The sequence below is a fragment of the Hymenobacter sp. UV11 genome (assembly GCF_004684095.1).
Taxonomy (GTDB): Bacteria; Bacteroidota; Bacteroidia; order Cytophagales; family Hymenobacteraceae; genus Hymenobacter.
In genome coordinates, this window is sequence record NZ_SRII01000001.1 from 399,555 (window position 1) to 424,305 (window position 24,751).

General features: G+C 62.8%; 23 protein-coding genes. 13 read left to right on the forward strand and 10 right to left on the reverse strand.

Features of this window, described 5'->3' with window-relative positions:
- Nucleotides 1–5: 5 nt before the first annotated feature.
- From E4631_RS01515 to E4631_RS01535, 5 genes are all read left to right on the forward strand, one after another.
- Nucleotides 6–1,169: a PLP-dependent aspartate aminotransferase family protein gene (locus E4631_RS01515; RefSeq protein ID WP_133658331.1), complete on the forward strand. Its 1,164-nt coding sequence runs from the start codon at nucleotides 6–8 to the stop codon at nucleotides 1,167–1,169.
- A 167-nt stretch (nucleotides 1,170–1,336) separates the two neighbouring features.
- Nucleotides 1,337–2,296: a DoxX-like family protein gene (locus E4631_RS01520; RefSeq protein ID WP_133658332.1), complete on the forward strand. Its 960-nt coding sequence runs from the start codon at nucleotides 1,337–1,339 to the stop codon at nucleotides 2,294–2,296.
- Between the two features lie 38 nt (nucleotides 2,297–2,334).
- Complete coding sequence (locus E4631_RS01525; protein ID WP_133658333.1) at nucleotides 2,335–3,015, forward strand: DUF4166 domain-containing protein; 681 nt, start codon at nucleotides 2,335–2,337, stop codon at nucleotides 3,013–3,015.
- A 155-nt stretch (nucleotides 3,016–3,170) separates the two neighbouring features.
- Nucleotides 3,171–3,920 carry a fatty acid desaturase gene (locus E4631_RS01530; RefSeq protein WP_133658334.1) on the forward strand — a complete coding sequence of 250 codons (750 nt, stop codon included), beginning with the start codon at nucleotides 3,171–3,173 and terminating at the stop codon, nucleotides 3,918–3,920.
- 34 nt (nucleotides 3,921–3,954) lie between these two features.
- Entirely contained in the window at nucleotides 3,955–5,280 is a 1,326-nt protein-coding gene (locus E4631_RS01535; protein ID WP_133658335.1) for a leucine-rich repeat-containing protein kinase family protein, read from the forward strand.
- Between the two features lie 52 nt (nucleotides 5,281–5,332).
- Here the strand turns inward: E4631_RS01535 and E4631_RS01540 are convergent, their stop codons facing one another.
- Nucleotides 5,333–6,361, reverse strand: a complete 1,029-nt coding sequence (locus E4631_RS01540) for a two-component regulator propeller domain-containing protein (protein WP_133658336.1) — start codon at nucleotides 6,359–6,361, stop codon at nucleotides 5,333–5,335.
- 200 nt (nucleotides 6,362–6,561) lie between these two features.
- Between E4631_RS01540 and E4631_RS26885 the strand changes: the two genes are divergently transcribed.
- Nucleotides 6,562–8,628, forward strand: a complete 2,067-nt coding sequence (locus E4631_RS26885; RefSeq protein ID WP_166648140.1) for an alkaline phosphatase — start codon at nucleotides 6,562–6,564, stop codon at nucleotides 8,626–8,628.
- Nucleotides 8,629–8,683: 55 nt separating this feature from the next.
- Here E4631_RS26885 and E4631_RS01550 read toward each other — a convergent pair whose 3' ends face one another.
- The 3 genes from E4631_RS01550 to E4631_RS01560 all read right to left on the reverse strand — a co-directional run bounded on the left by E4631_RS01550 (nucleotide 8,684) and on the right by E4631_RS01560 (nucleotide 12,045).
- Nucleotides 8,684–9,820 carry a DegT/DnrJ/EryC1/StrS aminotransferase family protein gene (locus E4631_RS01550; RefSeq protein ID WP_133658337.1) on the reverse strand — a complete coding sequence of 379 codons (1,137 nt, stop codon included), beginning with the start codon at nucleotides 9,818–9,820 and terminating at the stop codon, nucleotides 8,684–8,686.
- 103 nt (nucleotides 9,821–9,923) lie between these two features.
- Nucleotides 9,924–10,634, reverse strand: a complete 711-nt coding sequence (locus tag E4631_RS01555) for an acetyltransferase (protein WP_166648141.1) — start codon at nucleotides 10,632–10,634, stop codon at nucleotides 9,924–9,926.
- A 94-nt stretch (nucleotides 10,635–10,728) separates the two neighbouring features.
- A complete protein-coding gene (locus tag E4631_RS01560) occupies nucleotides 10,729–12,045 on the reverse strand; it encodes an ammonium transporter (protein WP_133658339.1) in 1,317 nt (438 codons plus the stop codon).
- Nucleotides 12,046–12,311: 266 nt separating this feature from the next.
- On the opposite strand from E4631_RS01560, the gene E4631_RS01565 reads away from it, so the two are divergent.
- On the forward strand, nucleotides 12,312–12,548 hold the full coding sequence (locus E4631_RS01565; RefSeq protein WP_133658340.1) for a hypothetical protein: 237 nt from the start codon (nucleotides 12,312–12,314) through the stop codon (nucleotides 12,546–12,548).
- An 87-nt stretch (nucleotides 12,549–12,635) separates the two neighbouring features.
- On the opposite strand, the gene E4631_RS01570 is transcribed toward E4631_RS01565, so the two are convergent.
- Nucleotides 12,636–12,908 (reverse strand): hypothetical protein, encoded by a 273-nt coding sequence (locus E4631_RS01570; RefSeq protein ID WP_133658341.1) that lies wholly within the window; start codon nucleotides 12,906–12,908, stop codon nucleotides 12,636–12,638.
- Nucleotides 12,909–13,024: 116 nt separating this feature from the next.
- Entirely contained in the window at nucleotides 13,025–14,281 is a 1,257-nt protein-coding gene (locus E4631_RS01575) for an S-adenosylmethionine:tRNA ribosyltransferase-isomerase (protein WP_133658342.1), read from the reverse strand.
- A 157-nt stretch (nucleotides 14,282–14,438) separates the two neighbouring features.
- Here E4631_RS01575 and E4631_RS01580 point away from each other — a divergent pair, with 157 nt between their 5' ends.
- Together E4631_RS01580 and E4631_RS01585 are read left to right on the forward strand one after the other, a co-directional pair.
- The gene (locus E4631_RS01580) at nucleotides 14,439–16,397 is read left to right on the forward strand and encodes a peptidylprolyl isomerase (protein ID WP_133658343.1); all 1,959 of its coding nucleotides are present in this window, start codon (nucleotides 14,439–14,441) and stop codon (nucleotides 16,395–16,397) included.
- 87 nt (nucleotides 16,398–16,484) lie between these two features.
- Complete coding sequence (locus E4631_RS01585) at nucleotides 16,485–17,258, forward strand: mechanosensitive ion channel family protein (protein ID WP_240734591.1); 774 nt, start codon at nucleotides 16,485–16,487, stop codon at nucleotides 17,256–17,258.
- Between the two features lie 10 nt (nucleotides 17,259–17,268).
- Here the strand turns inward: E4631_RS01585 and rsmG are convergent, their stop codons facing one another.
- The 3 genes from rsmG to E4631_RS01600 all read right to left on the reverse strand — a co-directional run bounded on the left by rsmG (nucleotide 17,269) and on the right by E4631_RS01600 (nucleotide 19,823).
- Complete coding sequence (gene rsmG / locus E4631_RS01590; RefSeq protein ID WP_133658345.1) at nucleotides 17,269–17,883, reverse strand: 16S rRNA (guanine(527)-N(7))-methyltransferase RsmG; 615 nt, start codon at nucleotides 17,881–17,883, stop codon at nucleotides 17,269–17,271.
- A gap of 168 nt (nucleotides 17,884–18,051) precedes the next feature.
- Nucleotides 18,052–18,675 (reverse strand): RNA polymerase sigma factor, encoded by a 624-nt coding sequence (locus E4631_RS01595; protein ID WP_133658346.1) that lies wholly within the window; start codon nucleotides 18,673–18,675, stop codon nucleotides 18,052–18,054.
- Nucleotides 18,666–19,823, reverse strand: coding sequence for a glycosyltransferase (locus E4631_RS01600; protein ID WP_166648142.1), 1,158 nt, complete (start codon nucleotides 19,821–19,823; stop codon nucleotides 18,666–18,668). Before E4631_RS01600 ends, E4631_RS01595 begins: the two co-directional genes overlap by 10 nt.
- A gap of 42 nt (nucleotides 19,824–19,865) precedes the next feature.
- Here E4631_RS01600 and tgt point away from each other — a divergent pair, with 42 nt between their 5' ends.
- The 4 genes from tgt to E4631_RS01620 all read left to right on the forward strand — a co-directional run bounded on the left by tgt (nucleotide 19,866) and on the right by E4631_RS01620 (nucleotide 23,701).
- Nucleotides 19,866–20,996, forward strand: a complete 1,131-nt coding sequence (tgt, locus tag E4631_RS01605; RefSeq protein ID WP_133658348.1) for a tRNA guanosine(34) transglycosylase Tgt — start codon at nucleotides 19,866–19,868, stop codon at nucleotides 20,994–20,996.
- Between the two features lie 127 nt (nucleotides 20,997–21,123).
- Nucleotides 21,124–21,405 carry a GIY-YIG nuclease family protein gene (locus E4631_RS01610; protein WP_133658349.1) on the forward strand — a complete coding sequence of 94 codons (282 nt, stop codon included), beginning with the start codon at nucleotides 21,124–21,126 and terminating at the stop codon, nucleotides 21,403–21,405.
- A gap of 154 nt (nucleotides 21,406–21,559) precedes the next feature.
- On the forward strand, nucleotides 21,560–22,639 hold the full coding sequence (locus E4631_RS01615) for an LptF/LptG family permease (protein ID WP_133658350.1): 1,080 nt from the start codon (nucleotides 21,560–21,562) through the stop codon (nucleotides 22,637–22,639).
- 141 nt (nucleotides 22,640–22,780) lie between these two features.
- Nucleotides 22,781–23,701, forward strand: a complete 921-nt coding sequence (locus E4631_RS01620) for a DMT family transporter (RefSeq protein WP_133658351.1) — start codon at nucleotides 22,781–22,783, stop codon at nucleotides 23,699–23,701.
- 50 nt (nucleotides 23,702–23,751) lie between these two features.
- On the opposite strand, the gene ispE is transcribed toward E4631_RS01620, so the two are convergent.
- Nucleotides 23,752–24,579 (reverse strand): 4-(cytidine 5'-diphospho)-2-C-methyl-D-erythritol kinase, encoded by an 828-nt coding sequence (gene ispE, locus E4631_RS01625; RefSeq protein ID WP_133658352.1) that lies wholly within the window; start codon nucleotides 24,577–24,579, stop codon nucleotides 23,752–23,754.
- Between the last annotated feature and the right edge of the window lie 172 nt (nucleotides 24,580–24,751).

The window sequence follows — 24,751 nt, forward strand, 5'->3', positions numbered from 1 at the left end:
GCTATATGGACCTGACCTCAATTCACCCCAAAGTCACCCCGATTTACCAGACCTCGGTCTTCAAGTTTGGCTCTCTGGCCGAGCTGGAAACCTACTACACTACCCCCGACCACGGCGGCATGTACGGCTACTCGCGCTCCGAACACCCGAACTCCGACGAGCTGGTGGCCGAAGTGGTCAAGCTCGAAGGCGCGGCCGGTGGCGGTGTAGCTACCGGCGCGGGCCTGGCCGGGCTGCTGGCCGCCGTGCTGGCTACCTGCCAGGCCGGAGACCACGTACTGTGCCCTGCCGAGCTCTACGGCGGCTCAGTAGTTTTGCTTTCGAATGAGCTAACCCGCCTGGGCATCGAAACGAGCTACGTGCCACTGGCCGACCTCTACGACGTGGCCCGCCACCGCAAGCCCAACACCAAGCTGGTGCTGGCCGAAGTGCTTAGCAACCCGCTGCTGGTGGTGCTCGACGGCCCGCGCCTGGCCCAGGCTTGCCAGGCCCAAGGTATTTTGCTGCTGATTGACAGCTCCTTCACCTCCCCGATTTTAACGCAGCCGCTAAGCTGGGGCGCCGACATGGTGTGGCACTCGGCCACCAAATACCTGGCCGGCCACTCCGATGTGACGGCCGGCGTAGTCGTGGCCCGCGACCCAGCCATTGCCAAGCGTATGCGGCAGGTGGCCACTAACTTCGGCCTCATGCTGGCCCCGCTCGACAGCTGGCTGGCCGTGCGCGGCCTCAAAACCCTGCGCCTGCGCATGCGCCAGCACTCCGAAAATGCGCTGACCGTGGCCCGTTTCCTGGCCGACAGCCCGGCCGTGGCCCAGGTATTTTACCCCGGCCTGGAGAGCCACCCCGGCCACGACCTGGCCGCGCACCAGCTGCTGGGCGGCCTCTACGGCGGCATGATGTCCGTGCGCCTGGCCGACGATTCGGCGGCGGCCGTCGATGCGTTTGTGCAGAAAACCAAGCTTTTCCCGCTGGCTCCGTCGTTGGCGGGCGTGCAGTCGTCGTGCTCGTACCCGGCCGCCACTTCGCACCGTGGCCTCACACCGGCCCAACGCGCCACGCTGGGCATCACGCCGGGCGTGTTGCGTCTGAGCGTCGGCATCGAGGAAGTAGCCGATTTGCTCGTCGATTTAGAGCACGCGCTGGGCGAGGGCGAAGGCAGCCATTAAGCACTTCGCTTGCGATTAAAAGGAGGGGGTAGGGAGGCCAGAGTTGGCTGCCCTACCCCCTCTGTTCTTTGTAGGCTGGCGGCTGTGCCCAAAGCGATTGGGGAGTTCGCATAAATAGCATATTTTGTAGGTTTTATAACCCGCGAATGGTACCTTTCGCACGCGTTATGAAGAACCCGCCCATCTACGTTGAAGCCCGCATCCGGTGCCCGCTGGAGGCCTTGTGGCAGCACACCCAGCAGCCCGAGCTGCACCAGCAATGGGACCTGCGCTTCACCGAGATTACTTACCTGCCCCGGCCCTCGGAGGCTGCGCCGCAGCAGTTTCTGTACGCCACGCGCATTGGCTTCGGGTTGGGCGTGGCGGGCAGGGGCGAAAGCCTGGGCACCCGCGAGACGAATGGCGAACGCACCTCAGTGCTCAAGTTTTGGTCCGATGAGTGGGTGTCGCTTATCCGCGAGGGCGCCGGTTTTTGGAAATACGTGCCCACCGCCGACGGCCTGCGGTTCTTCACGAAATATGATTATCAGACCCGCTTCGGGGGGATAGGGCAATGGCTGGATAGGCTGGCATTCCGGCCGCTCATCGGCTGGGCCACGGCCTGGAGCTTCGACTGCCTGCGGCTGTGGCTCGAAACCGGGCAGCACCCCGCCATTTCGCGCCGGCTGGCCCAGGCCGACTGGCTCACGCGGGCCACGCTGGGCGCGGTGTGGATGTATCAGGGCGTGGTACCCAAGCTGCTTTTTCCCGACACCGGCGAGCTAGGCATCTTGCAGGGCGCGGGCTTTTCGGCCGCCGCGGCGCACCGCGTAGCGGAGGGGGTAGGAGTCGGCGAAATCTTGTTTGGCCTGCTGTTCTGGCTGCTGCCGCCGCGGCGGCTGCGGCCGGTGTACTGGCTGCACCTCGTGGGGCTGCTGGTGCTGGGCGCGGGCGCGCTGTTCAGCCAGCCGGCCATATTCGTGGCGCCCTTCAACCCGCTCACTCTGAACGCCGCCCTGATGACGATGGCCGCCGTGCGCCTGCTCATTCCCGAAGATATGCTGCCCAGCGCCGCCCGCTGCCTGCGTCGCCCGCCCACCGCAGCGCGCGTGGCAGCGCCTCCGCGCCCCGCCCCGCAGGTAGCCTAAAAAATTGCTCGTTGTTCACCGCTAACTGTTCACTGTCAATGTCTTCCATCTACCAACAGCAGTTGGGTGCCGACTTTCAGAAGCTGCACCCGCGTATTCAGGAGCGACTGGCCTTTAGCAGCCACGACAACCGCGCTTTTGTGGGCGAGGGCACAATGGAGCGAGTCTGGCACGGGCCGTTTTACACGCAGCCCTTTTTGCGCGTGGGGCTGCTGCGCAATATCATGTTCCCGGATGCCGGCCAGAACATACCGTTTCGCATCGAAAACTACGCCTACCGCGACCCCCTGGGCCGCGAAACCGTGACCTGGATTCGGCGCTTCACCTTCCCGCGGCACGTGCGCTGCTTCGACGCCACCATGATTCGCAGCGCCACCCGCGACCGCATCGTGGACTACCTGGGCACGCACCAGCACCTGGCCGTGGACATCGACCTGGCCGTGACTGCGCGCGGCGGCCTGCGCCTGCGCTCGGGTGAGCAGCGCTTCTACGAGGGCCGGTTCAACTTCAAGTTTCCGATGCTGCTCTCAGGCCTGGCCGACGTGGAGGAATGGTACGACGACGCGGCCGGCTGCTACCGCATTCAGGTGGAAGTGCGTAATAAGCTGTTTGGCAAGCTGTTTGGCTACCACGGCTCCTTCCAGCCCGCGTGGCGCGAGGTAGCACCCGAAGCCATTCCGGCCTACGCCCTGCCTGTGCGCCACGAAGGCCGGGAGTAGGGGTAGGGCGTTTTAGGGATTTAATTGGCCGTCATGCTGAGCTTGTCGAAGCATCTCTACCACGCCAGTAATTGCTAACGCCAGAGATTACTTACGCGGTAGAGATGCTTCGACAAGCTCAGCATGACCACCTTTAAACTAGTATTCTATAAGCCATGAATCTTCAACTTACTCCGGCTCAGCGGCGCATCGAGCTGGCCCGGCCTTGGGTGCTGCTGGCGGGCTACGTGGGGCTGGCGCTGGCCGGCTGGTGGTGGCTGGCCGTGCCGCTGGCGGTGGTGATGTGCCTGGCCGCCTTCGTGCAGATGCACGACGCCATGCACAACTCGCTGGGCCTGAGTAAAACTGCTAATAAGCGCGTGCTCACGCTCAGCGGCTTGCTTATTCTGAAAAGTGGCCACGGCCTGCAAGTGACGCACCTGCGCCACCACGGCCGCTGCCTCACCGAGGCCGACCCCGAGGGCGCACCCGCCACCTGGAGCTTCGGCCGGGTGCTGTGGCAGGGCCCCTGGCACACACTCATGCTGCGGCGCGAGTCGCTGCGCATCGCGCCCAACACCCGGCACATGCAGCTGCTCGAAACCGGCCTTACGCTGGCGCTGCTGGTGGCTTTCATGGGGCTGTACTGGCTCACGGGCTCGCTGGTGGGGCTGGTGTACTGGGGCGTGGCGTTTTTTATGAGCGCCACCATGCCTATCTGGGCATCCTACGTGCCGCACCACGTGTCGTCGCGCAACCCGGCCGCGCGCGCCGCCGCTGCGCTGGCCCAGGCCTGGACGCCCATCACGGCCTCGTTTGCCTTTCATCACCTGCACCACCACTACCCGCGCGTGCCTACCGCGCTGCTCTACCGCGCCGCCGCCGAATTGCCCCCGCCGCCCGAAGAAGAACATCACCACCACTAGGCGCGCGGCGGCCGGCGTGCCGACCTTTGCCCCAATGCATACGCTTGAAGAACTGCGCGCCGGCAAGCTGGCGGGCCTGCGCCGGCTCAGTCTGGCCGCCGGCCTCACCGAATTTCCCGAGGAAATATTTGGCTTGGCCGATACGCTCGAAATTCTCGATTTATCGGGCAACCAGCTCTCGTCCCTACCCCCCGACTTGCACCGGCTGCATCGGCTACGCATTCTGTTTTGCGCTAATAATCAGTTCACCTTCGTGCCCGAGGTGCTGGGCCAGTGCCCACAGCTGCGCATGGTAGCTTTCAAGGCCAATAAAATTCGCACGCTGCCGGCTGCGGCGTTGCCGCCCAATTTGCGCTGGCTCATCCTTACTGATAACCAGCTCGAAGCCCTACCCCCCGAAATTGGCCGGTGCGGGCAGCTGCAAAAGCTATTGCTGGCCGGCAACCAGCTGCGGCACCTGCCCACCGAGCTGGCCCACTGCACGCAGCTGGGCCTGCTGCGCATCGCCGCCAACCAGCTCGAAGAATTGCCCGCCTGGCTCCTCACCATGCCCAGGCTGGCCTGGCTGGCCTACGCCGCCAATCCGTTTTGCGCCGATGCCGAGGCGGCCGTGGTGGCGCGCCACCCCATCGGCAGCATTGGCTGGCCTGAGCTAGCCGTGGAGCAGCAGTTGGGCGAAGGCGCTTCGGGCGTCATTTACCGGGCGCGATGGCAGCGGCCCGCCGCGCCGGCTGCCGAAGTGGCCGTCAAGCTCTTCAAAGGAGCCGTGACGAGCGACGGCCTGCCCCACAGCGAGATGGCCGCCTGCATCGGCGCGGGCCAGCACCCCAATCTGATTGCGGTCGAAGGCAAAGTCAGCCAGCATCCGGCCGGGGCCGAAGGGCTTGTATTGGAGCTGATTGACCCGGCCTATGGCAACCTTGCCGGGCCGCCCAGCTTCGATACCTGCACCCGCGACGTGTACGCGCCCGGCACCACCTTCACGCTGGCGGCGGCGCTGCGCCTGGCCCACGGCATGGCCTCGGCGGCGGCGCACTTGCACGCGCAGGGCATTTTGCACGGCGATTTATATGCCCACAACATTCTGGCTACTCCGGCCGGCGATGCCCTGCTGGGCGACTTTGGTGCTGCTTGCTTCTTCGATACTGCTGCCCCGGCCGCGCGCAGCTTGCAGCGCCTCGAAGCTTGCGCCTTTGGCTGCCTGCTTGAAGAATTGCTGGCTCACAGCCCGGCCGGCGACGCCGCCACACTGGCCGCTCTGGCCGACTTGCAGCGGCGCTGCACGCAACCCACGGTGGCCGCCCGGCCCTTATTCAGCGAAATAGAGGCGGAGCTGGCCCACTGGCTGGCGCTGGCCTAAAGCGGGGGGTAGGGCTACTAAGCCCTAGCGGTACCGCTAGAACCTAACAGTCCTAGAGGGTAGGGGCGTGCAGCAACTGGTGCACTTCCTTGGGTGTGAGCACGCTCACGGCGTCGGTGCTCACCAGCCAGAGGCGCTGCTGGGCATCGAGCTGCGCGAGCATGGGCCGGCCGGCGGGGGTAGGCACGGGCCGCAGTAGCTGCTTGGGCACCACTTGGTCGGTGCCGGCGGCGGGGGCAAAGCTGGCGGCGGGCTCGGTAGGAAGTAGCAGCAGGCCCTGAGCCGTGGCAAACAGCCGGCCCTCGCCCCGCACGTACACCACGCTGAAAACCTCGTTGCCGGGCTGCCCCAGAAACTTCACCGTGGGCAACTCTTCCTGCTCGTGGCGGCCCGGCCCTTCAAACACCGAAATGGCGTCGGACATGATAACCCAGAGGTTGCCGGCATTGTCGGGCAGCAGCTTATTTACAATATTGTCGGGGATTTCGTGGTTGGCCACGCCTTCCTCGTTATAGCGCGTCCACTGCGCGCCCTGCTTGCGGCTGAGGCCAATGTTGGTGGCAATCCAGACGGAGCTATCGGCCGTCACGGCCCCGGCGTTGATGGCGGGCGTGCGCAACTCCTGCGTCAGCTGGCCGTCGGTGCCCTGCCGAAACACGCCTTGGCCATTGGCCCCCACCCACAGCGCACCCTGCTTGTCCTGAAACAGCGCCGTGATGTTGCCGGCCGGCTCGGCCGTGGGCAGTGGCAGTGCCCGCGCCCGAAAGCGCCGCGTGCCCAATGCTACTACCCCCTGCCGGGTACCCAGCCACAGCACTGTATCGGCTGCCACTGCACATTGCACTGGGCTAGTGCTTTGGTATTTACGAACAAAATTACCTTTTTCCAGCTGCCACACGCTGTGCTCAGTTACTATAAACGTGGCCTGGCCGGCGTGCAGCAGCGCCACCGGCTGCTCGTGCCCCGCGAGGGGGTAGGGCGGCCGGGGGCGGGCCAGCAAGCCCGCGCCAGGCCCCAGCAGCCGGGCCAGCAGCACGCCCCACGTGAGGCAAAATACCAGGGGTAGGCGGGGCTTTAACATAGGGCGCAGAAACGGGATGAATACTACGGCAAAGGTAAAAATGCGTCAATAATGTGCTGATTACGATATGGTTAAATATGAGGTTGATAATCCTGGATTAGTAATGAAGACTTGATGAGCGCGTAACAGCCGCCTCACGCAGGCCGGCCAATTTTGCGGCCGGTTACGGGGCTTCTTTTTTCCACATTTTTTCAGGGTTTATGAAAGCTAAATTTTTACTCGTGAGCGGGTTGTTGCTAGCGGCGGCCGGTGGGCAGCTCGCCCAGGCGCAGGCCACTAACAACAACGTCATTATGTACATCGGCGACGGCTTTGGGCTAGCCCCCAAAACGGCTGCACGCATGGCCATGGGCCAGGGCCGCGACGGCAAGCGCTTCGCCACCGACGCGGGCTTTCAGGTCCTTAACCTCGACAAGCTCAAGTACAACGCCACCGTCACGACCCACTCGCTCAACTCCTGGATTACCGACTCGGCGCCCGGCGCCTCGGTGTACGCCTGCGGCAAGCCCGGCAAGCAGGACAACGAGGTAATTGCCATGAATGCCGCCACCGGCACGCCCCTCGAAACCATTCTGGAAGCTGCCAAGAAGCAGGGTTACGCGGTGGGCCTGGTGAGCACGGCCCGCATCACGCACGCCACGCCGGCCGCGTTTGCCAGCCACATCTGGTTTCGCGACCTGGAGGATTACATTGCGGCTCAATACATTGCTTCGTCGGAGGCTGAGTACGAGGCCATTTACAATAGCAGCCCCACGGCTTCCTACAAGTACCAAGCGGCCCGCGACTGGCAGCTGCCCACCACCAAAGTAGGGGTAGAGCTGGACGTCGTGCTCGGCGGCGGCGCCCGCCACTTCCTGCCCAAAAACGCGGCCAGCACCTACAAGAACGTAGTGAATGCCGCCGGCCAGCCCATCAACAACGCAGGGGGCACGGCCGTGACGCTGGCCGGCACCCGCGCCGACGACGTGGACCTAGTGAAGTATGCCGTAGATAACCGCAACTACAGCTACGTGAACAGCCGCGACGCCCTGCTGAATGTGGCCAACAACCTTACCCAGTACGGTCCTAATGGCAAAAAATTGCTGGGCCTCTTCAATGCCTCGCATGCCAGCTACGAGCAGGACCGCCAGAGCACCAACACCTGGGAGCCCTCGCTGGCCGACATGACCAACATCGCCATTCAGGTGCTGCGCGCCAAAAGCAACGGCAAGGGCTTTTTCTTGATGGTAGAGGCCGGCCGCATCGACCACCTGGAGCACTCCAACACGGGCGGCATTTCGGTGGTGGCCGGCTCGGGCACCACCAACCAGTACGCGGTGGATGCCGATAAGCCGACCTACGCCGGCACCGGCGACGCCGGGGTTACGGCCACGCTCACCTCGCCCCGCACCACCAACGTGTACGGCTCCGACTACATGATTAAGGAGGTAATGGCCTTCGACTACGCCGTGGCCGAGGGCCGCGCCCTGCTCAACACGCCCGCCAACGGCCGCACGCTGCTGCTCTCGACCTCCGACCACGAGTGCGGCGGCTTTGCCGTAACGGGCCTGCACGACGAGGCCGACTTTGCCAAGAACGGCACCAAAATCCGCACCTACGCCGGTGCCATCACCAAGTCGGCCACCGCCGAGCTGGGCTACGCCACGCCCACCAACCTGGTGCGCGGCGACGGCGGCCCCAACGGCTGGTTTCCGGATTACGTCATGACCAATTTCCAAGGCAAAGACTACCCTACCCCCGCCTCGGCCACCGGCCGGCGCATTGTGGTGGCCTACGCCTCCAACCCGCTCACCAACGGCAACGGCGCTAACCAGTCGGGCAACGTGGGCAACCACACCCCCCAGGATGTGTGGGTAGGCGCAGACGATAACACCGGCACCCACGCCTCGCAGTTCACCGGCAAAGGCCTGCTCGACAACACGTCGCTCACGCCCGTCATGGCTGATTTCCTGAATTTGAGCATGTTTGCTACTACCCTCAACGTGCGGGGCGGTCTGCCGGCTACTACTACCGACGCCTTCCAGCTGAGCCCCGTGCCATTCGATAATCAGTTTCAGGTCAATTTTACCCTGCCTACGGCGGGCGCCGTCACGGTAGAATTATTCGACGAGATGGGCCGCAAAGTGCAGACCGTAGTGGCTGGCCAGCGCTTCGCCATCGGCGCGCACGCGCTGCCCGTAGATGGCACGCACCTGAAAGCCGGCCTCTATGTGGCTACCGTTACAATTGACGGCCAGATGATTACCAAGAAAACGATTAAGCTGTAAGCGTGTAGGGTAAGCTTTAGCTTGCCGGGCGTGCGGCTAGGCGGCAAGCTAAAGCTTACCCTACACTTAGCGCTTCGCGCAACGCTTTGGCTACGCGGTTCAGCTCTTCATCGCCCATGGCGGTGCCGCTGGGCAGGCACAGGCCGCGGGCAAACAGGCCCGCGCACACCGCGCCGCCATACATGGGCGCGCTGGCAAAAAGCGGCTGCAAGTGCATGGGCTTCCAGAGCGGCCGGCTCTCAATGCGGCGCGTTTCGAGGTGCTGGCGCACGCTTTCGGGGGTAGCGGCCGTCGCTTCCGGGTCGAGTAGTAGGGTAGTGAGCCAGCGATTGCTGAGGCTGCCGGCCGGCTCGGGGGTAGGGGCCAGCGCCAGGCCGGGCAGGCCGGTGAGGTGCTCGTGGTACCAGTTAAAAATCTCGCGGCGGCGCTTCACGCGGTCAGGCAGTAGCTCCATCTGGCCCCGGCCGATGCCAGCTAATAAGTTGGATAGGCGGTAGTTGTACCCCACTTCCGAGTGCTGGTAGTGCGGGGCTGGGTCCTTGGCCTGGGTGGCCAGAAAGCGCGCCCGCGCGGCCAGCTCGCGGTCGTAGGTCACGAGCGCGCCGCCGCCGCTGGTCGTCAGTATCTTATTACCATTAAACGAAAACACCCCTACCCGCCCAAAGCCGCCCAGCGGCTGGTGCTGCCAGCTGGAGCCCAGCGCCTCGGCCGCATCTTCCAGAATAGGAATATCGAATTCGGCGGCCAGGGCCAGGATTTCGGGCAGCTTGGCGGGCATGCCGTAGAGATGCACTAGCAGCAGCGCCTTCGGCTTTTTGCCCAGCCGGATGCGGTCCTCCATGGCTTCGCGCAGGTGCGCGGGGCAAATGTTCCAGGTATCGGCCTCGCTATCCACGAATACGGGGGTAGCGCCGCAGTACCGGATGGCGTTGGCCGTGGCTACGAAGGTGAAGGAGGGGCACAGTACCTCATCGCCCGGCCCCACGTCCAGCAGTAGCAGCCCCAGGTGCAGGGCCGCCGTGCCCGAGTTCAGCGCCACGCAATAAGGCACACCCACCGCCGCGCAAATGTCGGCCTCAAAGCCATTCAGATTGGGACCCACGGGGGCTACCCAATTGTCTTCCACCGCCTTAAGCAGGTAGTTGAGCTCGTGGCGACCCAGGTGCGGGGGCGAAAGGTAAATACGGTCCAAACTCAGTTATCAGTTAGCAGTGAGCAATTATCAGTCAGCAAGGCAAGCTGGTGCTGCAAAGAAAGAGCCGTTCAGCGCCTTGAAAATGATAATTGATACTTGTTCACTGATTATTGATAATGGCCTTTGCCGGCACGCCCACGGCGGTGCACCCAGCGGGCAGATGCCGCACCACTACGGCGCCGGCGCCCACGGTAGCGCGCGCGCCCACCCGAATTTGCTGGATAATGGTCGCATTGGTACCCAGGTACACGCCGGTTTCGAGGTGCGCCCCGCCACCCACGTTGGCGTGCGGCATCAGCGAGCAAAAGTCTTCGAGCACCGCATCGTGGCCCACGGTGCAGCCCAAGTTGAGCAGCACAAAGTGGCCCAGGGTAATGTCGCAGGTGAGGATGCAGCCGCGCTGAATGAGGCAGCCCGCGCCGATGCTGATGCGCTGATGCACGCGCAAAGCCACCTGCGGGTGCACCAGCGCCGGAAACGACAGCTGCGTCGACGTGAGCTGGCCCACCACAGCGGCCCGCCCGGCGCTGCTGCCCACGGCTACGGCCACCGCCAGGGGGGTAGGGGTCGCGGCTAGGTCGGCGATGGTACCCAGGTAGGGCAGGCCCGCCACGGTGGGGGTAGCCGGCACCTTATCGTCGTAAAAACCTTGCAAATCCCAGTTGCTGCCCGCCTCGTTGAGCTGGGCCACGAGCACGGCTATTTCACGGCCGAGGCCGCCGGCCCCCACAATTACCAGCGGGCGTGGAGAGCCTAGAGGAGCGTTTGGGTGATTGTCGTCTTGAAATTCTGAGAAAAATAACTGAGTCACGGGGAGTTGTAAATTATGAATTGCAAATGCTGCATGTATGAATTAGCGCAGTTAGGTTTCAGGCTCTAATTCATAATCCAGCAGTTACAATTCCCTACGCCGCCAGCATGGTTTCGCCGTGCTGGCTGGTGTCGAGGCCGTGGGTTTCGTTCTCAGCGTTTACCCGAATGGGCACAATAAGGTTGGTAATCCGGTACAAAATCCAGGAGCCGCCGAAGGTAAACACGCCCACCACTACCAGCGTGAGCAGGTGGTAGTAGAGCAGGGTAGGCCCGCCGCCCGTAAATAGGCCGCCCTTTTGCGCAAACAGCGCCGTGGCCAGCATGCCTACAATGCCGCCCACGCCGTGGCACGGAAACACGTCGAGCGTGTCGTCGAGGGTAGTGCGGTTTTTTAAAACTACGGCCCCGAAGCTCACGCCCGACGCCAGAATGCCGATGGCAATGGCCGGCCCGTAGGCCACGTAGCCCGCCCCCGGTGTAATGGCCACCAGCCCCACCACCGCGCCCACGGCCGCGCCCATGGCCGAGGGCCGCTGCCCGCGGGCGGCCTCCAGCACCATCCAGGTGAGCATGGCGGCGGCCGAAGCAAAGTGCGTGGTCACGAAGGCCTGCACGGCCTGCGCATTGGCCCCCATGGCCGAGCCGGCGTTGAAGCCAAACCAGCCAAACCACAGCAGCCCGGTGCCCAGAATCACGAACGGAATGTTGACCGGCGCGTGGGCGTGGCCGTCGAGGTGCGAGCGGCGGCGGCCAATGGCCAGCGCCCCGGCCAGCGCTGCAAAGCCCGCCGAAATGTGCACTACCGTGCCGCCCGCGAAGTCGAGCACGCCCCACTTAAACAGGAAGCCGTCGGGGTGCCAGGCCCAGTGCGCCAGCGGGCAGTAGATAAACAGGCTAAAAAAGCAGATAAAAATGAGGTAGCCCCAAAACCGGATGCGCTCGGCAAAGCCGCCCGTGATGAGCGCCGGCGTGATGATGGCAAACTTGAGCTGAAACGCCGCAAACAGCACCAGCGGCAGCCCCGCGCCCAGCGTGGGGTGGGGCGCGGTGCCCACATTATTGAACATGAAAAACGTGCGCGGGTCACCAATTACCCCGCCAATGTCATCGCCAAAGGCCAGCGAAAAACCCACCACGTACCACAGCAACGAAATGACCCCCAGTGAGATAAAGCTTTGCAGCATCGTCGAGATGATGTTGCCCCGGTTCACCATGCCGCCGTAGAAAAAGGCCAGCCCCGGCGTCATCAGCAGCACCAGCGCCGTCGAAACCAGCATCCAGGCTATATCGGCGGCTTGCAGCGAGTTGGGCGCGGCATCGGGGTGGTGGTGGGGTAGGAAGGCAGCGCCGAGCGCCAGCACTGCCAACACTACCAGCGAAGGACGGGCAAGCATTTGTTTGCGCGACATACGAAAATAATTTAGCTAAATGACCTCTGCGAAGTTAGGGGGTAGTGGTAAAAAATACTCACTTTCAGCTAAAATGACCGTAGTATTTAGCCTATTGCCCGTTAAAAATGCCTGAATGTATGGTGAGCCCTATTAAAATCACATGCATTATTTTTTGAAGCAAGTAAGATTGTCTTCCCGTGGCAACTCCGCCGGCCGCTCGCAAGTATGTAGTAAGCGGGGCTAGACCTGACCCTTTTACAAACCGTGCGTTCCTACTTCTACACATGACACACAAAAAAAAATGGTTGCTCCTCGCGCCCGCCGGGCTGCTTGCCATCGGGGCCGGGGCGAGCATGGTTGACTGGGCCGGCAGCCTAAAAGCGAAGGGCAAGCCAACGGGTACCTGGGTGCTGGCCGGTACCGTAGCGCTGGTGGTGCTCAATGCGGGCGTAAGCATATTCGGCAGCAGCGTAGTGGAAAAAACCCTGCATGAACTGCGCGAAAAAGCGGCGGGCAATTAGCGCGCCTACCCCCTCGCTGGTCGGCAGGGCGCAAAAAAAAAGCCCTGGCCGGAGCCGGGGCTTTTTTAGGATTAAGATGGAGTAAGACTACTCCGTCTTGTTTTCCATTTTCTTGGTGCTTTTGCGCAGCTTGCGGCTGGCCTTCTGGGTGCCGGTCTTGATTTTGTGACCAGCTTTCGAGGCTACATTGCCAGCAGCATCAACCGTGTTGTCGAGGGCGGCGCCCACGTTGGTTTTGCCGGTCGTGGTCACGGTTTTGGTCGTGCCGTTGTTACGAACCTTTACTTCAGTTTCGGGTGTCTGGGCGAAAGCGGCGGTGGCGAAAGCGCAGGTAACTGCCAGCAGGAGTACTTTTTTCATGGCGAAAGGGGAAAAGGTATTTTCGAAGACTTTTACGCAGCGGCCCAACGTGGGTTGCCACTAAAAGTTGAGAAATACTTTTCAAACCCCGTGCCAAAGTCAATTAAACCCCGCAATCATCCTATTAATGAGGGCAAAAGCAGCGACGAGTCGCCGTAACTCAGGAAGCGGTAGCGATGGGCCAGGGCGTGGTCGTACACCGCGCGCCAGCCAGTACCAAGCAGGGCCGACACCAGCAGTAGCAGCGTGCTCTCGGGCTGGTGAAAATTGGTAATCAGCCCTTGCACCAGCCGGAAGCGGTAGCCCGGCGCAATCAGCAGCCGCGTGCTGGCCTCAAGGGCAGCCGAGCCCGTTGCCTCCAGGTGCGCCAGCAGCGCTTGCAGCGCCGCCTCGGCCGAAATTTCGGCCTCGCCCGCAGCCAGCGGCTGGTAGGGCTGCCACTGGTCTACTTGCAGCGCGGCGGGGGGGGTAGGGCTGCGCACCAGCGCCGCGCCCAGCCAGTAGAGGCTCTCCAAGGTGCGCAGGCTAGTGGTGCCCACCGCGATAACCGGCCGCGGTCGGTGCGCCAGCAGCTGCCTCAACAGGCTGGCCTGCACGATTATCGGCTCGGCGTGCATGGGGTGGTCGGCCATGGTTTCGGCCTTCACGGGCTGAAAGGTGCCGGCGCCCACGTGCAGCGTTACCTGGCCGGTAGCAATGCCGCGCCGGCCCAGCTCGGCCAGTAGCTCGGGGGTGAAGTGCAGGCCGGCGGTGGGCGCGGCCACGGCGCCCTCGTGGGCCGCGTACACGGTTTGGTAGCGCACGGCGTCGGCGGCGGTGTCGGTGCGGTGCAGGTAGGGGGGTAGGGGCAGGTGACCGGCGGCGCGCAGCACCTCGGCAAAGGGCAGTGAGCTGGGCTCCCAGCGGAAATCAATCAGGCTTTCGCCGCCCGCCTCGGTGGCCTGGCGCTCGGCCCACAGCGTGGCGGGCTGTCCCGCAAAGCGGAATTCCAGGCTCACGGGGCCGCTTTTCCAGCGGCGGCCGTTGCCCACCAGGCAGCGCCAGGTGCAGGCGGCGGTTTGCTGCAAGGCCGGCTCCAGCGCCCGGTGCGGGGCCACGGGCTCCAGGCAAAACAGCTCGACCACGCCGCCCGTGGGCCGCTGGGCCATCAGCCGCGCCCGCACCACGCGGGTATCATTGAAAATCAAGAGGCTATCGGCCGGCAGCTCATCGGGCAGGTCGCGGAAAGTCTTATCCGTAATAACGCCCGCGCGGCTCACCAGCAGGCGGCTGGCGGCGCGGTCGGGTAGGGGCTCGGGCGCGATGCGCTCGGCCGGCAGGTCGTAGTGAAAATCCTGGATGCGCAGCTGGTGCGGGTCGGGGGGGGTAGGCATAGTATAGTAGCGCGGACTTTGTAGTTCGCATTCCCGCGCCGTTTGGTTTCGATGCTACCGGCGCGGAGACGCGAACTACAAAGTTCGCGCTACGGAGCGCTACCGGCGCGTAAGCTGGATTGGGTGCTACTTGCGGAGGCAAAATTTTATCTGGCTTATGCTCTCGTTTTTTCTGGCGCTGCTGCTCGTCGGCCCTCCCACCCGGCCCGCCCACCCCTATGCCGACGCCACGCGCCGCCGCATCGCCACCGCCCAGGACGAGCGCCGCACGGCCGTGCTGCTGCCGTTTCTGCAGGATAAGAACCCAACTTACCGCGCCGCCGCCGCCGAGGCCCTCGCCTCAGTGCAGGATAAAAAGGCCACGCCCGCGCTCCTGCCCCTGCTCCGCGATGCCAACCCCGCCGTGCGCCGCGCCGCCGCCTACGCCCTGGGCCAAGCCGGCGACAGCACAGCCGTGCCCGCCCTATCCCAGCGCCTAGCCCAGCCCGAAGCCAGCGCTCCTGCCCGCCGCGCCGCCTACGAGGCGCTGGGCCGCTGCATCACCCGGCGCACCGTCAGCCAGATTTGGGAAGTGAAGCCGGCCGGCCCCGATTCGGCCGCCGCGCCCGGCCGGGCCTGGGCGCTGTACCGCGCCACGCTGCGCGGCCTCGCCACGCCCGAGGTGGTGCGCCAAACCACGACGTTGCTGGCCCAGCCGGGACATGGGCTGGCCCCGGCGCGGGCCGGCGCGTCGGCCGCCCTGGCGCGGGTGCGCGGCCAGGATTCGACGCTGGCGCAAGTAGCGCTGCCGGTGCTGCTAAAAGCCGTGGAGAATGACCCCGATTATTTCGTGCGCGAAAATTGCGCGTCGGCGCTGGGCCGGGTAGCTCGCCCCGCAGCGTATGCGGCGCTGATAAAAGCAGCGGGCTCGGATGTGGACCACCGGCCGCGCATTGCGGCGCTGCGGGCGCTGCCGATGCGGTTTTCCATCCCGTCAGCGGCGATTATAACCAGTAGTTTGGCAAGACCCTCAGCGCAGGAAACTCTGGTTGCCGCAGAATGGCTATTGAAGCTGCCTGCTGATAGCTCCCAGCTTAATGGTGATTTTTTACTCGTAGCCAGTGGTGTTCGCCATTGGCGCACGCGAGCTATTATCCTGCAAGCCGGGTTGCATCATGCCCGCGCCGCCCGCCGCCCAACCATCGCCGATACCATCCGCGCTCGCTACCAGCACACTGCCAATCAATACGAAAAAGCCGCGCTGCTCACCGCGCTCAGCGAAGACCCGGCGCAATTTGATTTTCTGGCGCAAGAAGCCGCGCTCACTGCCGGACCGCTTGTGGTGCCCGGCACGGCGCTGGCGGCGCTGGTGAGCTTGCGCGGCAGCAAGAATTTCCCCGCCGCCCGGCAGGCCGATTTCACGGCGGCGCTGCGGCGAGCGCTGGCCGGCGGCGACGTGGCCCAACTCGCCACCGCCGCCGAGGCGCTGGCCAACCCCGCGCTCGTCCCTATCCCCCAACCCGAGGACCAAGCCGCCCTGCACCAGGCCCAGCGCAAGCTCACGCTGCCCCGCGAAATCGAGGCTTGGCTGGGCTTGCAGCAGGCTTTGGATAAGCTCACCAAAGCCCCCAAGCCGGCGCCCGCGCCCGTGGGACCCGCCAGCCAGCACCCCATCGACTGGGCGCTGGTGCAGACCATCCCGGTGGGCCAGCGCGTGCAGCTGGCGACCACCAAAGGTGTTATAATTCTGGAATTGAAGGTAGTAGAAGCGCCCGGCTCGGTAGCCAGCTTCGTGAGCTTGATTAAGCAGCACTTCTACGACGGGCTGTATTTCCACCGCGTAGTGCCCGACTTCGTGGCCCAGGGCGGCGACCCGCGCGGCGATGGTTCGGGCAGCACGCCGTATAATTTGCGCTCCGAATTTGCGCAGCTGAACTACGGCGCGGGCGCGGTGGGCCTGGCCTCGGCCGGCAAGGATACCGAGAGCTGCCAATTCTTTTTCACCCACCAGCCTACCCCCCACCTCGACGGCCGCTACACCATCTTTGCCCAGGTAGTGCAGGGCCTGGCCGTGGTGCAGCAGCTCGAAATCGGTGATAAAATGCTGCGCGTTGAGCTGCTCCCGCCCGCCCGTTAGTGCCATAGCGCCGTATAAAATCGCCCTACCCCCCCTGCTGGTCCCCGTTTACTTATGCTTATTCCCACCGCTTCCCCCTTCTCTGCTGTGCAAGTTAATACTTATGTCGAGCGCCTCACGAGCCTCGTGGTGCTCTACCTGCCCCGGCTGGCAGCGGCCATCCTGCTGCTGGTGGTGGGCTGGTGGGTTATCAGTTGGCTGAGCCGGCTGGTAGCGGAGGCCACGGCCCGGCTCGATGTGTCGCTCAGCTCGTTTCTTACCAGCATGTTCAGCATCTTGCTCAAGGTGCTGCTGCTTATTTCGGCGGCGGGCATGGTCGGGTTTCAAACGACCTCGTTTGTGGCCATTCTGGGGGCGGCGGGCTTGGCGGTGGGCCTGGCTTTGCAGGGCACGCTGGCCAACTTCGCGGGCGGCGTGCTGATTCTGGTTTTCAAACCCTTCACGGTGGGCGATGTTATTGAGAGCCAGGGTAAAAGCGGTACCGTAGTGGCCATCCAGATTTTCAATACCATCCTGCTCTCCTCGCAGGGCGACACCGTGATTCTGCCCAACGGGGCCACTTCCAACGGCGTCATCGTCAACAAAGCCCACCCCATGCAAGCGGCCGTTGAGGTCCAGCTGGAGCTCGACAGCACCACCGACCTCGATGCCCTGCGCCAGCGCGCCGTGCCCCTCATGCAGCGCACCAGCCGGGTGCTCCCTACCCCCTTGCCGCAAGTCAGCATCGTATCGCTCAAGCCCGGCGCCACCATGACGGCGGCTTTCCGCGTGCACACCACGCCCGGCCAGGAAGACGCCGTGCGCAACGAGCTGCTGGAGGAGTTGCAGCAACTGTTTGCGAAAGAAGAGGCCAGTAAATAAGTCGCTGCCCTTATACCGGCACCACGACCACTTTTTTCGTTTCGAAAAACTCTTCCTCAAAAAACTCGCCCAGGTCCACGACCCGCGCCACGAGGCCGCTTTCGGCAATTTCTTCCTCCAACTCGCCGCCTTTCAAGTAATAGAGGCCGGCGCCCTTGGCGGGCTTGGCTTTGTAGCGGTGGGCTATCCAGGGGTGGAAAGTGGCCAGGCGGGCCACGGCGCGGCTCACCACGAAGTCGAATTTCTCGCGCACGTCTTCGGCCCGGATTTGGTCGGCCGTCACGTTGGTCAGGCCCAGGTCGGCGGCCATAAACTGCACGGCCCGAATCTTTTTGCCAATGCTATCAACGAGGTGAAATTTCACTTCCGGGAATAGGATAGCCAGCGGCAGGCCGGGCAGGCCGCCGCCGGTGCCCACGTCGAGCACCGCGCTGCCGGCCGGAAACTGCACCACCTTGGCTAACCCCAGCGAGTGCAGAATGTGACGCTCCAGGAGGTTGTCGGTGTCGGTGCGGGCCACCAGGTTTATCTGCGCGTTCCAGGCTTTAAACTCGGTTTCGAGGCGCGCAAACTGGGCCAGCTGGTGCTTGGTGAGGTCAGGGAAATACTTGGTAAGAAGCGTCATCAAGGATTGGGGCTAAAGCAGGGGGTAGGGCAGCAAAACAGAACGTCATGCAGACCGAAGGGAAGCATCTCGCGTGGGGTAGTAAAATCTAACGGTAGAAATTACTGCTGCACGCGAGATGCTTCCCTTCGGTCTGCATGACGTTCTTACGGTCAGCCTATCAATAGATTAAATAAACTCCTTCTTGTCCTTCACCATGTCGTAGAGCAGCTCGCGGGCGCGGTGCAGCTGCGCCTTCACGGTGCCGAGGGGCGCTTTGAGCTCGGTGGCGATTTCCTCGTAGCTCAGTTCGTCGAAGTAGCGCAGGCTCACGAGGCGCTGGTACTTGTCGGGCAGGCGCGACACCACGTGGCGCATGATTTCGATTTTCTGATTCTTAATCGTGATATCGGCCGGGTTGAGGTCGTTATCGCGAAATTCGAGCTGAATCTCGTCGCCGTCGCCCATCTTCACCGCCGAGTCAATGCTCATGGTCTTGATTTTATTTTTGCGAATAAAATCAATGCAGTTGTTGGTGGCAATGCGGAAAAGCCAGGTGCTGAAGGCAAACTCGGGGTTGAATTTGTGCAGGTTCTTAAACGCCTTGGCAAAAGCCTCGATGGTGAGGTCCTCGGCATCGTCGGGGTTGCGCACCATCTTGAGCACCACGTGAAACACGGGCTTTTTATAGATGTGCATCAATTCGGCGTAGGCCTTCTCATCGCCGTGGTCTACGGCGGCCCGAATCAGCTTGAAGTCGTGCTTGGCCTTGGACGAGAACTGTTTTTGAATATCAGCAGGGTTTACTTCCATTGGAGCGGGCGGCGCCGGAGCAGAGATAAGCCCCAGGCGCAGTAAAGAGCAAAGTAGAGAAAGTCGAGCGCCGGCAACAGCAGCGGCGGGAAGTTGGTGCGCAACCGGCGCGCCAGCGGTGTATAAACCAGCGCGAGCAACAATGTTCGCGCCAACCAGATTATTGCCAAAGATACCAAGTTTTCGGGGCTCAGTGCAACTGCCAAAACGGCCGGTGTGAGCAGGTAGAAAAGCACGTTGCTACCCATAAAAAGGCCAATTCGGCGGCGGTCGGCGGCCCGGTAGCGGCCCCCGGCCGAGAGGTGCCGGCGCTTTTGGCGCCACCACGCGCCCCAGGTTTCGGCGGGCTGGCTCAGGGTGTGGGCGGGCGGGTCGGCCACCACGGCGGCGCGGGCGCCGGCGGCCACCGCATCCTGCACCAGCAGGTCGTCGTCGCCGCTCAATCGGCGCATGTGGCTGGCAAAACCCTTGGTACGCTGAAAAGTGCTTCTGGTATAGGCCAGGTTACGCCCTACCCCCATGTAGGGCTTGCCCGCCCAGGCAAAGCTCAGGTATTGGCCCGCCGTGAGCAGCGTTTCGTAGCGGATAAGCTGGTTGAGCAGCCCCGGCAGCTCAGCGTAGCCCGAGTAGCCGAGCACCATATCGGCCCCGTTGTTTTGGGCAAAGCCGCGCTGCATCAGGTGCAGCCAGTCGGGGCCGGCGGGCCGGCAGTCGGCGTCGGTGAAGAGCAGCCGCTCGTAGCGCGCCGCCTTGATACCCAGCGTGAGCGCATATTTTTTGGGTGCGAAGCCGGCCGGCGTGTGTGCCACCGTCACGAGCCGGAAGCGGCCGGGGTAATACTGGCTCAGCTGCTGGGCGTAGAGGTAGGTATCGTCGTGGCTGCGGTCGTCAATCAGCACCAGCTCAAAACCGGGGGGGTAGGCTTGGCGCAGCAGCAGCGGCACCAGCTCGCGCAGGTTGTCGAGCTCGTTGTGGGCGCACAGAATGATGGATACCGGCTCGGTATCGGGGCCCGGCTCATCGGCCGCCGCTTCGGCGGGCCGCCGCGCAAAAGGCCGGAAATAACGCAGCCCAAACCACAGCTGCACAAGCAGCAGGGGCAACAGCAAAAGCGCGGGGGGTAGGGATGTGAAAGAGGGTAGCAACACGGAACTGGGCCGCAAAGGTAAGCCGGCGGTAATTTTGGCAGAATGAAGTTTGACCTCCTGGCCCGCGACCCGGCCACCAAAGCCCGCGCCGGCCGCCTCACCACGGCCCACGGCGACATCGAGACGCCCATTTTTATGCCCGTGGGCACGGCCGGCACCGTCAAGGCTGTGGGCCAGCGCGAGCTAAAAAACGATGTGCAGGCCCAGATTATCCTCGGCAATACCTACCACCTCTACCTGCGCCCCGGCCTCGATGTGCTACAGGCCGCCGGCGGCCTGCACAAGTTCAACGGCTGGGACGGCCCCATCCTCACCGATAGCGGGGGCTACCAGGTGTTTTCGCTCTCGGGCACCCGCAAGATTAAGGAGGAAGGCGTCACCTTCCGCTCGCACATCGACGGCTCGAAGCACCTGTTTTCGCCCGAGGGCGTGATGGATATTCAGCGCCGCATCGGGGCCGATATCATCATGGCTTTCGACGAGTGCACGCCCTGGCCGTGCGAGTACGACTACGCCCGCCGCTCCCTCGACATGACGCACCGCTGGCTCACGCGCTGCATCCAGCGCCTCGACAGCACCGAGCCGCTCTACGGCTACGAGCAGACGCTTTTTCCCATCGTGCAGGGCAGCACCTTCAAGGATTTGCGGGTGCAATCGGCCGAGTTCATCGCCGCGCAGGGCCGCGCCGGCAACGCCATCGGCGGCCTGAGCGTGGGCGAGCCCGCCGAACTCATGTACGAGATGACCGAGCTGGTCTGCGACATCCTGCCCGCCGACAAGCCGCGCTACCTGATGGGGGTAGGGACGCCCGCCAACATCCTGGAAAACATCGCCTTGGGCGTCGATATGTTCGACTGCGTGCTGCCCACCCGCAACGCCCGCAACGGCATGCTTTTCACCACGCAGGGCATTATCAACGTGACTAATAAGAAGTGGGCCGACGACTTTTCGCCCATTGATGAGGATTTGGGCGGCTACGCCAGCACGTTCTACACCAAGGCCTATCTGCGGCACCTCATTCACTCCAAGGAAATTCTGGGCGCGCAAATTGCCTCCATGCACAACCTCACGTTTTATCTCTGGCTGGTGAAGGAGGCACGCAAGCAAATAGTGGCCGGCACGTTTGGGCCCTGGAAAACGGTAATGGTAGAAAAATTGATGCGGCGCCTTTAATCGTCCGCGCCACCTGTCATTGCGAGCCTGCGAAGCAATCGTACCCGAACGACCCCATTAGAACAGCCTAAGCCCAGGCCATTTGTCATTGCGAGCTTGCGAAGCAATCGCACCCGAACGACCTCGTATGAACACCTACTACGTGTATATTCTGACTAACCCTTACCACACAGTGCTTTACGTTGGCGTAACGAATAATCTGGAGCGCCGGGTAGGCGAGCACAAAGCCGGTGCAGTTGAGGGTTTCACCAAGCAATACAACGTGAGCAAGCTGGTCTATTTTGAAACGTCACCTAGTACCATGCAGGCCATCGAGCGCGAGAAGCAGCTGAAAGCTGGCTCGCGGGCTAAGAAGCTGACATTAATAATGGAAATGAATCCGACCTGGCAGGATTTGATGGCGGAATAATAATGCGGTGCACTTGGTTTCGTTCTGGGGCGACTGCTTTGCAGGTTTGCTATGACAACCGGTGCGAATAGCCGGGTGGCGCGGCTATCGTTCGGGTGCGATTGCTTCGCAGGCTCGCAATGACAGGCGATTTTGTTAGGATAAATTTTATCAAATGCGCATACTAGACAAGTACATCATCAGCAAGTTTCTCACCGCGTTCTTTTTCACGGTGCTGATGCTCGTATCGGTGATTTGCGTGATTGACTACACGGAGAAGAACGACGACTTCCTGCACCACAACCTCACGTTCTGGCACGTTTTCACGCACTATTACGTGTACCTGTTTCCGTATTTTGCCAACCTGCTGGCGCCCATCACCATCTTCATTGCGGTGGTGTTTGTGACCTCGCGGCTGGCGGCGCGCACCGAGCTGGTGGCCATGCTGGCCAGCGGCATGAGCTTCGAGCGGCTGCTGGTGCCCTACGTGATGGGGGCCAGCATCATTGCGGTGCTCACCTTTGGGCTCATCAGCTGGATTATCCCGAAGGGTACCAAGGAGATAGTGAAGTTTGAGAACCTGCACGTGCAGGAACCGTGGAAGTACGAGGGGCGCAACATCCACGTCAAAATCGGGCCGCGCAGCTACGTGTACCTCGAGAGCTACGACGCCGACCGCAACGTGGGCTACCGCTTCGCCCTCGAAACCATCGACAGTACGGTGCTGCGCCGCCGCCTCACGGCCGACGCCATCACCTGGGACTCGACCAAGCAGGCCTGGAAAATGACCAACCAAACGGTGCGCACCTTCCACGGCCAAACTGGCGAATCGCTGCAATCCATCCCGGCCCGCGACACCACCCTCAACCTTTACCCCAAGGACTTTGCCAGCACCTACCGCCTGGCCGAAACCCTGACCTCGCCCGAGCTCAACGACCTGATTGCCACCAAAATCATGCGCGGCGCCAACGACACGGCCCAGTACCTGAGCGTGAAATACGAGCGCTACGCCTACCCCTTCGATACCATTATTCTCACCCTCATCGGGGTGGTGCTGAGCGCCCGCAAGAGCCGCGCCGGCGTGGGCGGGCAAATCGCGCTGGGCTTCGTGCTAGCGTTTATTTTCATCATCTTCGTGATGCTCTCGCGCAACTTGGCCTCGGTGGGCTCCCTACCCCCCATGCTGGCCGCGTGGGTGCCGGGCATCGTGTTTTCCGTGATTGGGCTTTTCCTGTATCGCGTGGTGCCTAAGTAAAATCGCCCGTCATTGCGAGCGTAGCAAAGCGGAGCGCGGCAATCTTTCCTAATCGTTTGCTTTCGTTTGATTACTACCCCAACGACCAAGGAAAGATTGCCGCGCTTCACTTCGTTGCGCTCGCAATGACAAAAAAAAATTATGCTAAAAGACTACCTCAAGCTGCATTTTATCGTCCTGCTGTGGGGCTTCACCGCCATACTAGGCAAGCTGCTGACGGTGCCGCCGGTCGAACTGGTATTCTGGCGCACGCTGCTGGCCAGCAGCGGGCTAGCGGGGCTACTGCTGCTGCGGCGCACCGGCTGGCGCGTGGCCCCGGCCGAGGCGCTGAAACTACTGGGGGTAGGGGCGCTGGTGGCCGCGCACTGGATTACGTTTTTCCTGGCCGCGCGCCTCTCGTCGGTGAGCGTGTGCCTGGCGGGCCTGGCCACGCTGGCGCTCTGGACCTCGCTGCTGGAGCCGCTGCTGCTGTGGCGCCGGGTGCGGCCCTACGAGGTGGGCCTGGGCCTGCTGGCCATGCTGGGGCTGTATTTGATTTCGCAGGCCGAGTTCAACCAGCTCACCGGCTTGCTGGTGGCGGTGGTGTCGGCGGGGTTGTCGGCGTTGTTTAGCGTGCTCAACTCGCAGCTGGTGAAGCGCCACGCGCCGGTGCGGCTCACCTTCTACGAGATGCTGGGCGCCTGCCTGAGCATCGTGCTGTTCTTCCCCATTTATAGCCGCTATTTCACGCACGGCGCGGGTCTGCAGCTGGCCTGGCACGGCCTCGACTGGCTGTGGCTGCTGCTGCTGGCGGGCGTGTGCACGGTGTATGCCTTCTCCTCATCGGTGGAGTTGATGAAGCGGATTTCGGCCTTCGTCGTCAACCTCACCATCAACCTGGAGCCGGTCTACGGCATCGTGCTGGCGCAGCTCATGTTCGTGCTGCACGTGCCGGGCTTTGGGCAGGAAAAGATGTCGGGCGGCTTCTACGCCGGCACGGTGCTCATCCTGGCCAGCGTGCTCGTGCACCCCGTGCTCGACCGCTGGAACCAGCGCCGCCTGCGCAAGCAATTTGTAGCATAAGCTTTAGCTTGTGCGGGTTAGGTTATAGCACGCACAAGCTAAAGCTTATGCTACAACACCCCGCGCCACACCAGATACTCGGCCGGCCAGGGTAGGGTAGGAGCTTCGCTTACCCCTTTAAAAAGCCCATACACCGCTGAGCCCGAGCCCGATAGGCTGGCATACGTAGCGCCCGCCGCGTAAAGCTGCTGCTTGATGTCGGCCAGTACGGGGTGGGTAGGGGCCAATGATTTTTCAAAATCATTGCTGACGGTGGCGCGCCAGCTGCTCATGGGCTGGGCCAACGCCTCGCGCAGGGGGTAGGCCGGGGCCTGCGGCACAATGCCCGCAAATGCCTGCGGCGTGCTAATGTGCAGCCCCGGATACACCACCACGCACGCTGTGCCGCTGACGCTCAGCGCAATCGGCTCAAAAATATCGCCCTTGCCGCGCGCCAGCCGGGGCGTATTCTCAATAAAAAAGGCGCAGTCGGCCCCCAGGCGCCGGGCGTAGTTTTCGAGCTGTTCCGTAGTCAGGTGCAGCCCAAATACCTCGCCAATGGCCCGCAGCGCAAACGCCGCATCGGCCGAGCCTCCGCCCAGCCCCGCGCCGATGGGCACAATCTTGTGCAGCTGCATTTGGGCCGCTGGCAAGTCGCGAAAATCGGCTTTGAGTAACTCGAAAGCTTTGAGGAACAGGTTGGTAGATACCTCGCCGGGAATGGGCCGGCCGGTAAGCGTGAGGTCGGACGCGGCCTGGCCAGTAGGCGCGGGCAGCACTTCGAGCACGTCGGTCCAGGGCAGGGGTAGGAACACGGTTTCGACCTCGTGGTAGCCGTCGGGCCGCCGCGCCGTCACGTAGAGGCCCAGGTTGAGCTTGGCGTTGGGGAAGGTGAGCAAGAGGATAGTGGGTAATGACGAAGGACTAGTGACGAATGACTAATGGGTAGCAAAGAACGTCATGCCGAACGGCGAGAAGCATCTTCCACTGGACCGTTGAGCAACAGGAAGCGAATCAACCAAGATGCTCCAGCGCGTTCAGCGTGACGTTCTTTGCCGCCCATTAGTCACT